This window comes from Streptomyces sp. NBC_01537 (assembly GCF_045040445.1).
Classification (GTDB): Bacteria; Actinomycetota; Actinomycetes; order Streptomycetales; family Streptomycetaceae; genus Actinacidiphila.
On sequence record NZ_CP109392.1, the window covers coordinates 4,590,475 to 4,603,863 of the forward strand.

Consider the following 13,389-nt stretch of genomic DNA (forward strand, 5'->3'; position numbering starts at 1 on the left):
GCGCCGGGGCCGTTTGAGGTCCCCGTCGCCCGCCTGACCAGTCGGCCTCAGCGCCCGGGGCTTCTGCCGCTTCGCCGAAGCCGTACGCCTCCCAGGACGAGGGCGGCGGCGAACACGACCACCCCGATGACCAGCAGGTAGAGCAGACCCTTCGCGACCGCGCCCACGATGCCCAGGGCGACCGCCACGAGGAGCAGCAGCAGAAACAGCGCCATCCCCGGCCTTCCTCTCTCCGGTACCTCAGCGGCGGGCGAGCCGCCGCTCGCCCCCGCTGCCGAGCTGGTAGCCGAGGGAGTAGTGCGCGAAGACCTTCTCCTCCGCTTCCGCCAGCAGCTCCCCGTCGGTACCGATCGAGGGAGCGTCCTTGACCTGCTGCTTGTCGTAGGCGACCTTCAGGTACTCCGGGCCCACGGTCGCCCCGGTGAGCGGCACGAACACCAGCCGGTGCCGCGTCGGCAGACCGACCGTGACCGTCGCGAACGAGGGCTCGTCGGTGCGCGTGTCAACGTAGATCGCCTCAAGCGTGCCGACCTTGTGGCCGCCGGCGTCGACGACCGCATGGCCCCGCCATTCCCGGATGTCGCCGGCTTCGAACACAGTGCCCTCCTTTGCCCGCTACCCGACGTCTTACCGCTCTCGGCACTCCGAATCCTTCCGCGGGTATGTTCAGCCGCGGCTATTCGGGGCGCTGCGTGCGTGCGTCGTGCGCGAGCCCGTCAGGTACGGCGGCGGTCCGCTCGCCCAGGGCGAGGATCAGTGCCCGGAGCACGGCCGGGCCGGGTGACCTGTGGACCTCGCCGATCTGTTGCCATCCCCAGGACAGGAAGGCGCTGTACGCGGCGTGGTCGTCCTCGTCCAGCAGGGCCGCGCCGAGCGAGGCGTGGTGGTCGCCGAGCAGTCGCTCCTGGAGGCGGCCGGCGAGGCCGCGGTTGCGCTCGTGCGGATGGACCACGATCGCGGTGATCGCGAAGACGTGGCCGGAGGCGGTGAGCTGTTCGAGATTCTGCGGGAGGGGCCCGCGAAACCCGTGCCACCAGGAGCCGTCACGGCCCACGGGGAAACCGAAGACGCACCCGGCCAGGGATGTTGTCTCCGCGACCAGCATGCTGAACCCAGGCTGCCGGACGTCTGCGGCGAGCCGCGTGAGGAAGTCCTCCCGCCCCCGGTACTCCGCGCCGGCGGCGGTGCTGGTGGACTCCACGTACAGGTCGGCCAGGTCCTCGCGCATGCCCTCGGCCTGCCAGCGGTTGAGCCGCCGCAGCCGCGCGAAGGACAGCCCTGACGGCTGCGGGACGGAACGCATGCGGTCACCTCGGTTCTGGAATTCGAAGGGGGCGTTCCGGCGCCGGCCAGTGGACGGCGGTGGCCCAGCCGAGGCGTTCGAAGACGCGGATCAGGCCGGCGGACAGGTCGATCTGGTGCGGGCCCACTCCGTGCCGGGCGCAAGTCGGCGCGGAGTGGTGGCCGTTGTGCCAGCTCTCCCCGAAGGAGATCAGCGAGAGCGGCCAGAGGTCGGTGGACCGGTCGAAGCGGCGGCTGGCGTACGGGCGGGTGCCGATCATGTGGCACAGGGAGTTGACGCTCCAGGTGACGTGCTGGAGCAGCAGGATCCGCACCAGCCCGGCCCACAGGAAGGCGGTGAGCGCCGCCCAAAGGTTGCCGCCGATGGCCCAGCCGGCGAGGGCGGGCAGGAGCAGCGAGGCGGCGCACAGGGCGGGGAACGCCCGGGCGACCCGGACGATCGCGGGGTCGGCGAGCAGGTCGGGGGCGTAGCGGGCGGCGGAGGTGGGGGCGTAGCGGAACAGCCAGCCGAGGTGGGCGTGGGCCAGGCCGCGCAGTTGGCCGATGGGCCCGGTCCCGTACCGGTGGGGCGAGTGGGGGTCGCCGGGGCGGTCGGTGAAGGCGTGGTGCTGCCGGTGGACGGCCACCCAGTCGATGACATTGCCCTGGAAGCTCATCGAGCCCGCGACCGCCAGCCCGGTCCGCAGCCACCGGCGGGCGGTGAAGCTGCGGTGGGTGATCAGTCGGTGGAAGCCGACCGTGACTCCCAGACCGGTGAGCGCGTAGAAACCGACGGCCAGCAGCACGTCGGCGAGCCGGATGCCGTGGCCCCACAGCAACCACACCGCGACTGCCAGGCCCGCGAACGGGAGTACGACGAACAGCCCGGTCAGCGCCGCCTGGATCCGCCACCCGGCGGCCTGAGGCTCGGCGCTGTCGGTGCTTTCGGCGCTGTCGGCGGGAAACGGCCCCGTGCCGTCGTAGTCGGCGGCGGGCATGGTCCCCTGAGTTGTCAGGGTCATCGCTGGCTCCTTCGCATCGGATCACACGGCACGCTGGTGGACGTAGCACCAGCGTTGGCTCGTTCCCGGGCCCGCTCTCAGGGAACGGGCGACCGGGTGGTCGGTCTCCTCGTAGTGGGCCCTGGCGTGCCGGCCCGGTGAGTCGTCGGAACAGGCCACCCAGCCGCAGCTCAGGCAGAGCAGCAGGCTCACCCAGTCGTCGTCACGGGCCTGGCAGTCCCGGCAGCCGTCCCATCTGGGTATGACCGGCGGGAGGCCGTAGAGGTGTTCGCACCGGGGTGCCGACCCGTTCACACTGGCCACAGGCGTTCCCTGAACCATGGGCCGGCCGGAGATCATGGCGAACCTCTCTACCGCGACGAGGACGCCGGGCGTGGCCCGGCCTGTCGGCATCAGTCAACGCCGGCGGCCCGGTGACGGAAACGAGCAACCCGAGCAAGGTCCATCACCGCAGCCGATGACCCGTGTTCCGGCCCGCCTTCCGACCCGTCTTCCAGGGCCCGGGGCGCGGAAGTAGGCTGGCTTACCGGCACAGTCGGCACGGCCTTCCGGCCGGCCCGGCCGGCGAGGGGGTGGCACGGCGTGGAACTGCGCCAGCTTCGCTACTTCGTCACTCTGTCCCAGGAACTGCACTTCGGCAGGGCGGCCGCCCGCGAGCACATCGTGCAGTCGGCGCTGAGCCAGCAACTCCAGCGGCTGGAGCGGGAACTGGGCGTCCGCCTCGTGGAGCGCAGTACGCACCATGTCGCACTGACCACCGCCGGGGCGGTGTTCCTGGTCGAGGCACGGCAGATCCTCGCCCACGTGGAGCGCGCCGTGCTGATCGCCCGCAGCACGGTCGGTACGTCCCCCGCGCTGCGGGTCGGCATCATCGACTCCGGCTACGACTCGATGCCGCAGATCCTGCACGAGGCCCAGGCCCGCTACCCCGGCCTGGTGATCCACCAGGTCGAGACCGGCGTGCCCGAGCAGTACCAGCAACTCATCGACGGCCGCCTGGACGTGGGCATCGGCAGGGCCGCACTCGCCCCGCCCCAGGTGGCCTCGTATCTGTTCCGTCACGACCCGCTGGGGGTCATGGTGCCCAGCGGCCACCGCTTCGCGGCCATGGGCGGCATCCCGGTCGCCGTACTGGCCGAGGAGCCGCTGCTGCTCGCGGAGGAGGTCCAGGCACCGGAGTTCAACCAGTTCACCGTCGAGATGTGCCGGGCCGCCGGCTTCACCCCCACCGTGTACGAAGGCACGGTGGAAAGCATCCGCGCCGCCGCCGACCTGGTCGCCCAGGGACGGTGCCTGTACTGCGTGCCGGCCTCCTGCATCTCCGCGCTTCCGGGGACCATCTGGCGGCCGCTCACCGAACCGGCGTCGTACTACCCGTGGTCCGTGCTGTGGCGCGCGAGCGACGAGTCCGACCGCGTACGCGCCATCGTCGACTGCGCCCGGGCCATGTCCGCGCGGCTCGGCTGGCTGGTCACCACGGACCGGGCCACGACCTGACGCCCCTCGGCTGACGCCCTCAGTTACGGCCGTAACGGCGCCCGGAACGGCGGCTGGAACGGCGCCCGGAATCCCGGCTGTTGCCGCGCCCGCCGAACGTGTGGAAGGCGAACAGCAGGACGGCCGCCCCGGCGATGGCGGTGACCCAGGTGGAGAGGTTGAAGAACCCCTGGGTGCCGCTGACATGGAACACCTTCGTGGCCAGGAAGCCGCCGAGGAGCGCGCCGCCGATGCCGATCAGGGTGGTGACGATCAGCCCCTCGGAATCCCTGCCGGGGACCAGCATTTTGGCGATCATCCCGGCCGCGAGACCGAGAATGACCCAGGCGATGATGCCCATGACCGACTCCAGACAACAGTCGAACGAAAGTACTAACGGAGTCCTGAGCCAACCCCACCCCAGCCCACCGGGAAAGCACCGGTCCGGGAAGAGCTCATCTCCTCCGCCGATCACCGGGGCGCCCACGCCCGCAGGCATGCGGGCTATGCTCCTGAGCAGACGTCCCAGACCCCGGCGGCTCACCTCTGCTGGGCGGATGCCCAAGGCATCCCCGAACGGACCGGCTCCGTCCCGACGTCCCGACGTTCAGGAAGCGTTCGAGCACTCCGGCTGCTGGACAGGTCATTCGCCTACCCGATGTACGACCGACCGTACCGGGAAACCCGGGCGGTCTCGTGAACCGAGGCATCATGGCCACATCGCGCATGCCGCACATCCTGAACGTCTACCGACGCGACACGGAACAGGGTTCGCAGATCAGCCTCTCCGGGGAGATCGACCTGTCCTCGGCGCCCCAGGTGCGCCGGACGCTGGCGCAGTGCCTGCACGACGGCATACGTGCCATCGACGTCGACCTCTCCGACGTCACCTTCTGCGACTGCAGCGGCCTCAACGCCTTCCTGCACGCGTCACTTCGCACCGCATCCGCCGGAGGAACCCTGCGACTGCACCACCCTCGTCCGGCACTGACCAGGCTCTTCGCCCTCACCGGCGCGGGTTCCCTCTTCCACGTACTGCCCGGCACCCTCGACGGGAGTGCGCCGGACGCCCTGCCGCCTGTTCCCGTGTACGAGTCGGTGTTCCGGCTCGTACCGGCCGCCGCCTGGCCCGCCGTCGCCGGCGGTGTGCTGTGACCGATCCGCTCAGGGTGTGGCTGAACCGGCTGAACCGCGGGCAGACCGAAGGCCGGCGGGACGAACTGGCCGAGCTGTACGTACGCTCCTGCGCCACCGCGCCCGGATGGGAACATCGCAGCCGGGAGGACTTCCTGCTCCGTCTCGCCGGTGACATCCGGCGGCCGCAATTCGCCATGCTGGTCGCGGAGACACCGGTCCTGGCGGGATGCGCCTTCGGATTCCCCGTCCGGCCTGACGGCTCCTGGTGGAGCGGCTTCCAGGGCGAACTGCCGCCCGGTGTCGCGCGGCTCACCGCGTCGGGGGACGTCTTCGCGATCACTGGGATGGTCGTGCATCCGGACGAGCGGAACCGCGGGCTCGCCCGCCGTATGCAGGAGCGGCTGCTCACCGACCACCGGGCGTCTCTGGGGGCCACCCTGGTGGACGGGGTCAATCGCGCGGCCCGCAGCGCGTTCTGGTCCTGGGGGTGGCAGGAGATCGGCGAGGTCCACCGGCCGCCCGGTCCCACGGTGCTGCGAGCGCTGGTCCTGCGCGCCGAAGAGCGTACGGCGGCGGATTCGGCCGACCGGGCGCAGCGCGCCCGGGCCCGTGCCCGGGCCCGAGCCCGTGTCCAAGGCACCACATGACCCCCGGCAGCTCAACAGAGGGTGTGCACGATGGATGAGCGGCTCCTGGCCAAGACATTCGTCGAACTGGCGGACAACCTCGTCGCCGACTTCGATCTGATCGACTTCCTGCGCCTGCTGACCGACCGCTGCGTCGGCATGCTCGGCGCCGGCGCGGCCGGCGTCCTGCTCGCGGACCGCGACGGCGAACTCCGCGTGATGGCCGCCTCCGACGAACGCGTACGCCTGCTGGAGCTCTTCCAGCTCCAGAACGACGAAGGCCCCTGCCTGGAGTGCTTCCACCACGGCACCCCCGTCACCGTCCCCGACCTGGCCACCGAGGCCCACCGCTGGCCGCGCTTCGTCGCCGAGGCCCGGGCGAGCGGCTTCACGGCCGTCCAGGCCCTGCCCATGCGCCTGCGCGACGAGGTCGTCGGCGCCCTCAACCTCTTCCGCGCCGCCCCCGGCCCGTTCGACCCGGTCGCCACGCCCATCGCCCAGGCCCTGGCCGACGTCGCCACCATCAGCCTCCTCCAGGAGCGTTCCGCCCTGCGCAGCACCGTCCTCAACGAGCAGCTCCAGACCGCCCTCAACAGCCGCGTGCTCATCGAACAAGCCAAAGGCAAACTCGCCGAACGCCTCGACATCGACATGGAACAGGCCTTCACCGCCCTGCGCGGCCACGCCCGCTCACACAACCTCCGCCTCTCCGACGTGGCCCGCGACTTCGTCAACGGCACCGAACTCCTCACCGGCCTGATGCGCTGACCACCCACGACCGCGCCACGGCGGCGTGGCCGGATGCCGCCCGCCACCTGTTCGGATCCCGCACACAGGACTACCGTGCGAACCAGCGCGGCTCCGGTCCCCGGCAGCGTCGAAAGCCACCGCCTCCCCCCGGAGGCGCACGTTGCGCACCGCGAGCCCGGCGCGGCCGGTCCCGATGCGCGCACCACGGGCCTGAACCCGCTGCCCGTCGGCTTCGCACGCATCTGACGACAGGCAGTACTCATGTACGCGCTGCTGCTCTTCCTTTCCCTCACCCCCTACCTCCTGCTCGGCACCCTCATGTGCCTGTCCTGGTTCGACGCACACGCCCCGGCAGCCGTCACAGGCCGGGTACGAGACGCACGACTGCCGTGGTGACCATGCCGGACACCACGCGAACCAGTCCCCGTCCACTCGTTCCCGGGGCCGAGGAGTACCTCGCCCGTCGGCGTTCGATCACCGACTGGTGCGACCGTCACCTGATGACCGTCCACGCCCTGTCCACCCTCATGCTGGAAGACCCGCTCGTGGTCGAGGCGGCCCTGGCCGATCTCGCCGCGCCCGCACCACTCGGAGCCCGCCCGCAACCCGCACCCGCCCGCACCCTGACCCCCCGGGACCAGTGCCCCGACGACGCCTCCTCACCCCTCGACCGCATCGAACTGACCTTGGCCCTCATCGGCGACCGCACCTGCGCCACCGTCTCCAGGACCCTCGGCCTGCCCGAGCACACCATCGCCACCCGGCTGCGCGCGGGCCTGTGGGTGCTGTTCGCTCCCTGCGAGGGCGACGCCCGTGCATGCGTTACCGGTCGAGCTCTCGGTACTCCTCGGTCGCGGGCGGATCAGTATCCGTAACGACTCTTGATGTGGCGCCAGAAGTCGCGGAGCATCCACTTGTCGAGCCCGAACCAACTCAGGAGGCCGAACTGCTGCTCCTGATGGTCACGTTCCTGCGGACCGTCGCCTGATCGACGTCCGAGGTACGGATGGTGACGGACATGGACCACGTACCGGGGAAGGGGAGGTTCAGGGAATCGGACGACCAGTAGCCGCCCTTGTTCTTGAGCTCGGCGTCGAGCGGACCGATGTCCTTGGTGGGCAGCGTGAAGGTGATGCGTACCTCGGGGACCGCCGCGAGGCCGCCTTCGGCGTCAAGGATGACGGCCTGCACGCTGTTGCGGCCGATCAGGCCGGGTTCGACGGTGATGTCGGCCAGGCCCTTTCCGCCCGCCGACCCGGTGTCGAAGGGGACGGTGAACTGCGGGAACGCGGTGCTGGGGGTCGCCGTTGCCCGAGTGCTGTTGTCGCCGAGGCCGGTGAACGCGGCGGCAATGACGACGATGGCGAGCAGCACGACAGCGGTCGCGAACATCAACAGCGCCTTCGCCGACGGCCTGGTCCTGGTCATGGTCCCGGGGCGGCTCGGTGTCATCAGCATGGGCCCACCCTCGCCTACCTGCCCTGGCCCGTGCACGAATCCGCAGAGATTGAACGGCGGCCGCCGGACGCGCGTATCTCGGATGGACGTAACGCCCGCCTGCCACGAGAGGGCACCGATGCACAATCCGTCCCGCCTGGTGATCACCGTCCTGGCAGCCGCCTCGGCGCTGCTCGTTGCCGGATGCGGCGGAAGCACCGCGCCGGACGCCGCAGCCGCCGAACGCACGACGGCCGCCTCCCGGGCCCTGACCGTGAAGCAACTGGCGGCCGCCGTCGGGTGCACAGCCAAGATCACCTCAAAGGCTGCCGACTACCGCGAGGCGACCTGCAAGGCCTCCGGAGTCGAGCATGTCTTCCTTGATTTCGACACGACCGCGGGGCAACGCGCCTGGCTGGACTACGCCGAGATGTACGGCGGGGTCTATCTCGTCGGCAACCGCTGGGTGCTCTCGGCGAAGTCCAAGCAGTACATGGAGACCCTGGCGGCCAAACTCGGCGGCACCGTCGAGGAGCAGGGCCCCTACGGCTCCTCCCCGACGCCGACCCCGACGCAGACGCCGTGACCGGTGGTTCTCGGGCCGGTCACGGCGTCAGGGTCGGGTCGGTGCTACGTGATCACTTGACGGTGGCCTTGCTCTGCACGATGTAGGCCGAGCCCGAGGCCGGCTTGATCGTGGTGGAGCTCGTGCTCACTGTGGCGTTGCGGACGGTCAGGCCGGTCTTGGCGCTGATGGTGACCGAGGTCAGGGTCAGCCCGGTGATCGGCCGCTCGGGGAGGCCGACGATCTGACCTGCCTCCTTGGCGCCGGTCGCGGTGATGTTGGCGATGGTGATGTCGTGGTAGTTCGGGGTGGTGCTGATGATCGCCTGGGCGGCGTCGCCGTCCGCGGGGACCTTCGGGTAGTAGCCGACGACCTGGATGGGCGTCGTCACATTGGTCATCGTGAGGTTCTTGTACGTGATGTCGCGGACCTCGCCGCCGCGGTCGCGGGCGGTCTTGATCCGGACGCCGGCGGTGGTGCCGTTGAGGGTGTTGTCGTGGATGTTGATGTTGTAGATGCCGCCGGCGGTGTAGCTGCCGATGGACAGTCCATGGCCGTGCAGGATGGTGCAGCCGCTCAGCGAGATGTCGTGGGCGGGCCCGTTGGCCGTGGAGGAGTCGATGGCGATGTTGTCGTCCCCGACGTCGATCGTGCTGTTGGTGACGGCGACGCCCGAGGACGACCACACGTCGATGCCATCGGTGTTGGGTGAGTCCGAGGGCGACGAGATCGTGAGCTTGTCGACGGTGGCCGTGGTCACCTTCTTGACGGTGATGTGCACGTTCGGGGCGTTCTTGAGCGTGATCCCGGTGATCTTCAGGTTCGAGGCGTCAGTGACCGAGATCAGGCCGGGGCGGGGCGACAGGGTCTGGCCTGCGGCCTTCTCCGCCTTGGTCTTGGCCCACCACGGGGCGCCCTGGCCGTCGATGGTGCCCGCACCGGTGATCGTGAGGTTCTTCCCGGACCCGGCCAGCAGCGGGGCCAGCTTCGATCCGGACGAGGGGTAGTCCGCCGCGTCCTGCGAGGCGAGCAGGGTCGCTCCGGAATCGATCTGGAAGGTGAGGTCGCCGGGCAGAGTCAGGGCGCCCGAGAGGTACTTGCCGCTGGTCAGTTCGACCGTGCCCTTGCCCGCGCAGGCGTTGATCGCCTTCTGCAGGGCCTCGGTGTCCTTCGTCTGCCCGTCGGCCTTCGCTCCGTAGGCGGTGGGCTTGCAGACCGTGGCGGACGAGGTGCTCGTCGTGGTGGTGCCGGAGGTGGCGGTGGCGATCGGGTTCCAGCCGTCCGAGCCGGCCAGGTACTTGGCCGGGGTGTAGTTCGCGGCCTGGGAGTCGCTCAGCTGCGGCCGGTTGGAGTTGACCGTCGCCCCGGCGCCGGTGTTCTTGTACTCGTTGAACCGGGCCTTCGTCCAGACGGCGCTGGACATGTCGCTCCAGGGCTGGCCGGTGTTGACGAACGACCCGAGGGTGGACTCGCGGTAGAGCACCTGCGCGTCCTGACGCCACGGGCGGCCGAGGCTGCCGGTCTTCGTGCTCGTGGGCCCGGTGATGTTCGACTTGTAGAAGAGGTAGCCGTAGGTGCGTGCCGTCGGCGTGCTGGCCGCGGTGATGTAACCGCCGCTGCCCAGTTGGTGGATCTCGTTCTGGTCGAAGACCGCGATCCCGCCGCCGAAGATGAAGTCGACGGTGCCCTCGACGTAGGACTTCAGGAAGTAGGCCCGTGCGGAGTCGTTGAGCAGCAGGGTGTCCTGGTGGCCGAGGATCCGTACGTTGGTGAGGACCGCGCGGTCGGCGGACAGGCTCAGGGCCACCGCCTGGCCGGTGCTCGCGGTCCCGGTGTCGTAGTCGTTGGAGATGGTCAGGTTCGAGGCCGAGAAGTCGTGGCCGTTGACGAACGCGGTCGCGCTGCCGGAGGTCCCGTACGTCGTACCGTCCGGCTTCTTGGTGCCGGCCCCGTGGTTCTCGACGAGCACGACATCGGAGGCGGCCGACCCGAGGCCCTTCAGCGTCACGTAGGGCTTGGTGGTCGGGATGGTGAAGACGCCCCGGTAGGTGCCCTTCTTGATGGCGACGGTCACCGGCTTGGTGTTGTTCGCCGGGACCTTGTCGATCGCGGCCTGCACCGTCTTGACGTCACCGGAGCCATCGGCGGCCACCGTGATCGTCGTGCCGGAGGAGGTCGAGGAGGAGGCCGTGGCCGAGGCGGTCGCGGTCGCGGTGCTGCCGACCGCGGTCAGCGACCAGCGCTTGTTGCTGTTGGTGGAGCAGGTCTCCTGGATGACGGCGGCACCGGACGCGGTGCTCGCCTTCTCGTCGCTGACGCACAGACCGCTGTTGACGTTGACGATCTGGAAGGTGCTGTCCCGCGCCGCCTTCAGCGTCCACAGCTGGTTGGCCTGATCGGTCCCGCAGCCCCACTGCTGGAGGCGGGCCCCACTGATGGTGGAGGCGCTGGGGACGTCGAGGCACATTCCGCTGGCGACGGACTTGATGTTGAACCTGCCCGAACCCCGGTCGACCAGGGTCCACTGCTGGTTGCTCTGCCCCGCGCTGCAACCCCACTGCTGGATCAGCGTGCCGGCGGACGAGCTGCCCCCGACGAGATCCATGCACAGGCCACTCTTGGCGACCGCGAGGTTGTACGTGCCGGCCTTGACGTCGGCCGCCTGGTCGTCGGAGCCCGCGACGACGGTGGCCGCCGTCGCCACGCCGCCCACGACGACGAGGGCCGCCAGGCCGGCGGGCGCCGCTATGCGCCACCGGGGCCGGTTGCTTCGAGCCCGCTTGCCGCGTCTGAGGTACATGCCTTGGGGTTTCCTTTCTCCGCTGTCACTAGGGAGACGGCCCACCTCGGCAACCCATAACAAGCTTTCGGCCACGAATTTTCGTGCCATCATGACCGCCTCCGCTGAGGGATGACTCTGTGAGGATGCTTTGCGCAAAGTTTCGGCACCGCCCACGGCGGCCGGCACGGCGGCTCAGCTGTCGGGAACCGACCTGGTCGACGCTGCCCGATCCGGTGACGTCCACGCACAGTCCGCCCTGTTCAGCGCGTATCTGCCGCTGGTCTACAACGTCGTCGGGCGAGGTCTGCACGGGCACGCGGACGTGGACGACGTCGTCCAGGAGACCATGCTGCGCGCCATGCGGGCGCTGCCCGGGCTGCGGGAACCCGAGCGGTTCCGGTCCTGGATCGTGGCCATCGCGATCCGGCAGATGCATGATCACGGACGGCGGAACAAGGCCGCGATGGCCCACCAGCTGCCCCTGGCCGACGTGGCCGATGTCGCCGACACCTCCCGCGACTTCGCCGAACTCGCCGTCGACCGGCAGGCGTTGGCCCGTGCGGGCAGTGATCTGCTGGAAGCCAGCCGGTGGCTCAGCGACGACCAGCGCCAGACGATGGCGCTGTGGTGGCAGGAGGCGGCCGGGCATCTGACCCGTGCCGAGGTCGCCGCCGCGCTGGACCTGAGCGTGCCGCACACCGCGGTGCGCATCCAGCGGATGAAGGCCAAGCTCGAACTCGCCGTCGGCGTGCTCGCCGCCTGGCGGGCCCGGCCGCGGTGCCCCGAGCTCGGCTCGCTTGCGGACGGGGGGCTGACCAAGCTCAGCCGCCATGTGACGGACTGTCCGCGCTGCCGGGCGGCGGTGAGCGCCTGGGGTTCGATCGACGGTCTGCCGATCCGGCTCAGCGGGCTGGCGGTCCCGGCCGCGCTGGCGGCGGGGATCCCGGGCCTCGTCGGTCAGCACGCCGTGGCTCCCGGGCTGTTGTCCTCGCTGTGGCACGGCCTCCAGCACAGCCTGGGCAAGATCTCGGCGAAATCTGCGGTGGCCGTCGGCGCCACCGCGTCGCTCGCCGCCGTCGCCGGCCTCGCGATCTACCAGCAGCCCCTGCGCCCCCATGCCACTCCGGCGCAGAGCCCGGCCCCGGCCGCCAGCGCATCGCCCTCGGCCTCTGCCTCGCGGACGGCGGCCTCCCCCACCCCGACCACCGCCGCCCGCACCTACTCCGGCGTCGCGACCGCCGACTACTACGTCGCCCCCGACGGAAACGACGCGAATCCGGGCACCCTCGCTCGGCCGTTCGCCACGCTGACCCGGGCGGTCGCCAAGGCCGGGCCGGGCCGGACGGTCGGCGTCCGGGGAGGCACGTACCGCCCCGGGAGCACGATCACGCTCAAGACCTCGGGCACGGCGGACCGCCGCATCACGGTCAGCAACTACCGTGACGAGAAGCCCGTGTTCGACGGGTCCGGGCTTCCGGCCGGTGCCTCGTTCGTCGTCCAGAGTGGCGGGTACGTCACGGTGCGGGGGCTGGAGATCGTCAACGCCCCCGGCCATCCCTACGTCTGCGACTCCTGTCACGACGACGTCCTGGCCCGGCTCAGCGTCCACGGCAACGGCCAGACCGGACTGCTGCTCCACGGCGCCGGGACACACGACAACCTGATCCTCAACAGCGACTTCTTCGACAATCACGAGTCCGGGGCCACCGGCGGATACGTCAACGGTCTGGTGTTCAACGACGGCTCCGGCACGGGCAACCGGATCCGAGGATGCAGGTTCTACGACAACTCGGGCGACGGAGTGGACCTCAGCCGGTTCGGCGACGCCGTGACCATCGACCACAGCTGGGCGTTCGGCAACGGCGTCAATCGCTGGGGTACCGCGAAGTTCTCCAGCGGAGGCAGCGGGTTCAAGCTCGGCGGCGACACGAGTCAGGTCGACCACGTCGCCACGAACAGCGCGGCGTGGGACAACGCCGGCTTCGGCTTCACCGAGACGGGCAGCGTGGCCGCACCCCGGCTGACCGACGACACGGCCTACCGCAACGGGGCGGCCGGCTTCGCCTTCGTCCACTCCGCCGCGACCCTGCGGAACAATCTCGCCCTGGCGAACCACCCCGACTCCTGGCTGGGCGACCGTACACGGCACACGGGCAACTCCTGGGACCAGTCGGGCTGGACGACGGCGGCGCTCCACGTCACCGACGCGGCGTCGGCGACCGCCCGGCGCGGCCCCGGCGGACAGCTGCCCTCCACGCCCTTCCTCAGCAACACCAGGAACCCCGCGATCGGGGCCGCGTTGACGTCCTGACC

Annotated in this window: 17 protein-coding genes; 9 read left to right on the forward strand and 8 right to left on the reverse strand. The window is 70.3% G+C overall.

The window, feature by feature from the left end:
- Window positions 1-47: 47 nt before the first annotated feature.
- The 5 genes from OG607_RS21080 to OG607_RS21100 form a co-directional block, all read right to left on the reverse strand.
- Complete coding sequence (locus OG607_RS21080; RefSeq protein ID WP_405725485.1) at window positions 48-215, reverse strand: hypothetical protein; 168 nt, start codon at window positions 213-215, stop codon at window positions 48-50.
- A 25-nt stretch (window positions 216-240) separates the two neighbouring features.
- Complete coding sequence (locus OG607_RS21085; RefSeq protein ID WP_405725488.1) at window positions 241-597, reverse strand: PRC-barrel domain-containing protein; 357 nt, start codon at window positions 595-597, stop codon at window positions 241-243.
- A 79-nt stretch (window positions 598-676) separates the two neighbouring features.
- On the reverse strand, window positions 677-1,303 hold the full coding sequence (locus OG607_RS21090) for a GNAT family N-acetyltransferase (protein WP_405725491.1): 627 nt from the start codon (window positions 1,301-1,303) through the stop codon (window positions 677-679).
- A 4-nt stretch (window positions 1,304-1,307) separates the two neighbouring features.
- A complete protein-coding gene (locus OG607_RS21095; RefSeq protein WP_405725494.1) occupies window positions 1,308-2,303 on the reverse strand; it encodes an acyl-CoA desaturase in 996 nt (331 codons plus the stop codon).
- A 21-nt stretch (window positions 2,304-2,324) separates the two neighbouring features.
- On the reverse strand, window positions 2,325-2,606 hold the full coding sequence (locus OG607_RS21100) for a UBP-type zinc finger domain-containing protein (protein ID WP_405725497.1): 282 nt from the start codon (window positions 2,604-2,606) through the stop codon (window positions 2,325-2,327).
- 279 nt (window positions 2,607-2,885) lie between these two features.
- On the opposite strand from OG607_RS21100, the gene OG607_RS21105 reads away from it, so the two are divergent.
- On the forward strand, window positions 2,886-3,800 hold the full coding sequence (locus OG607_RS21105) for a LysR family transcriptional regulator (RefSeq protein ID WP_405725500.1): 915 nt from the start codon (window positions 2,886-2,888) through the stop codon (window positions 3,798-3,800).
- Window positions 3,801-3,819: 19 nt separating this feature from the next.
- Here the strand turns inward: OG607_RS21105 and OG607_RS21110 are convergent, their stop codons facing one another.
- Complete coding sequence (locus OG607_RS21110; RefSeq protein WP_405725503.1) at window positions 3,820-4,140, reverse strand: GlsB/YeaQ/YmgE family stress response membrane protein; 321 nt, start codon at window positions 4,138-4,140, stop codon at window positions 3,820-3,822.
- Between the two features lie 350 nt (window positions 4,141-4,490).
- Between OG607_RS21110 and OG607_RS21115 the strand changes: the two genes are divergently transcribed.
- The 6 genes from OG607_RS21115 to OG607_RS21140 all read left to right on the forward strand — a co-directional run bounded on the left by OG607_RS21115 (window position 4,491) and on the right by OG607_RS21140 (window position 7,167).
- A complete protein-coding gene (locus OG607_RS21115; RefSeq protein ID WP_405725506.1) occupies window positions 4,491-4,934 on the forward strand; it encodes an STAS domain-containing protein in 444 nt (147 codons plus the stop codon).
- On the forward strand, window positions 4,931-5,563 hold the full coding sequence (locus OG607_RS21120; RefSeq protein WP_405725509.1) for a GNAT family N-acetyltransferase: 633 nt from the start codon (window positions 4,931-4,933) through the stop codon (window positions 5,561-5,563). The genes OG607_RS21115 and OG607_RS21120 overlap by 4 nt, the downstream gene beginning before the upstream one ends.
- A gap of 30 nt (window positions 5,564-5,593) precedes the next feature.
- A complete protein-coding gene (locus tag OG607_RS21125; protein WP_405725512.1) occupies window positions 5,594-6,310 on the forward strand; it encodes a GAF and ANTAR domain-containing protein in 717 nt (238 codons plus the stop codon).
- 75 nt (window positions 6,311-6,385) lie between these two features.
- A complete protein-coding gene (locus OG607_RS21130) occupies window positions 6,386-6,538 on the forward strand; it encodes a hypothetical protein (RefSeq protein WP_405725515.1) in 153 nt (50 codons plus the stop codon).
- A 15-nt stretch (window positions 6,539-6,553) separates the two neighbouring features.
- Window positions 6,554-6,688, forward strand: coding sequence for a hypothetical protein (locus tag OG607_RS21135; RefSeq protein WP_405725518.1), 135 nt, complete (start codon window positions 6,554-6,556; stop codon window positions 6,686-6,688).
- A 2-nt stretch (window positions 6,689-6,690) separates the two neighbouring features.
- A complete protein-coding gene (locus OG607_RS21140) occupies window positions 6,691-7,167 on the forward strand; it encodes a hypothetical protein (RefSeq protein WP_405725521.1) in 477 nt (158 codons plus the stop codon).
- A 58-nt stretch (window positions 7,168-7,225) separates the two neighbouring features.
- Here the strand turns inward: OG607_RS21140 and OG607_RS21145 are convergent, their stop codons facing one another.
- Entirely contained in the window at window positions 7,226-7,750 is a 525-nt protein-coding gene (locus OG607_RS21145; protein ID WP_405725524.1) for a hypothetical protein, read from the reverse strand.
- A gap of 118 nt (window positions 7,751-7,868) precedes the next feature.
- On the opposite strand from OG607_RS21145, the gene OG607_RS21150 reads away from it, so the two are divergent.
- Window positions 7,869-8,315 (forward strand): hypothetical protein, encoded by a 447-nt coding sequence (locus OG607_RS21150; protein ID WP_405725527.1) that lies wholly within the window; start codon window positions 7,869-7,871, stop codon window positions 8,313-8,315.
- Between the two features lie 52 nt (window positions 8,316-8,367).
- On the opposite strand, the gene OG607_RS21155 is transcribed toward OG607_RS21150, so the two are convergent.
- Window positions 8,368-11,094 carry a pectinesterase family protein gene (locus OG607_RS21155; protein WP_405725530.1) on the reverse strand — a complete coding sequence of 909 codons (2,727 nt, stop codon included), beginning with the start codon at window positions 11,092-11,094 and terminating at the stop codon, window positions 8,368-8,370.
- 130 nt (window positions 11,095-11,224) lie between these two features.
- Here OG607_RS21155 and OG607_RS21160 point away from each other — a divergent pair, with 130 nt between their 5' ends.
- Complete coding sequence (locus tag OG607_RS21160) at window positions 11,225-13,387, forward strand: sigma-70 family RNA polymerase sigma factor (protein WP_405725533.1); 2,163 nt, start codon at window positions 11,225-11,227, stop codon at window positions 13,385-13,387.
- Window positions 13,388-13,389 lie beyond the last annotated feature (2 nt).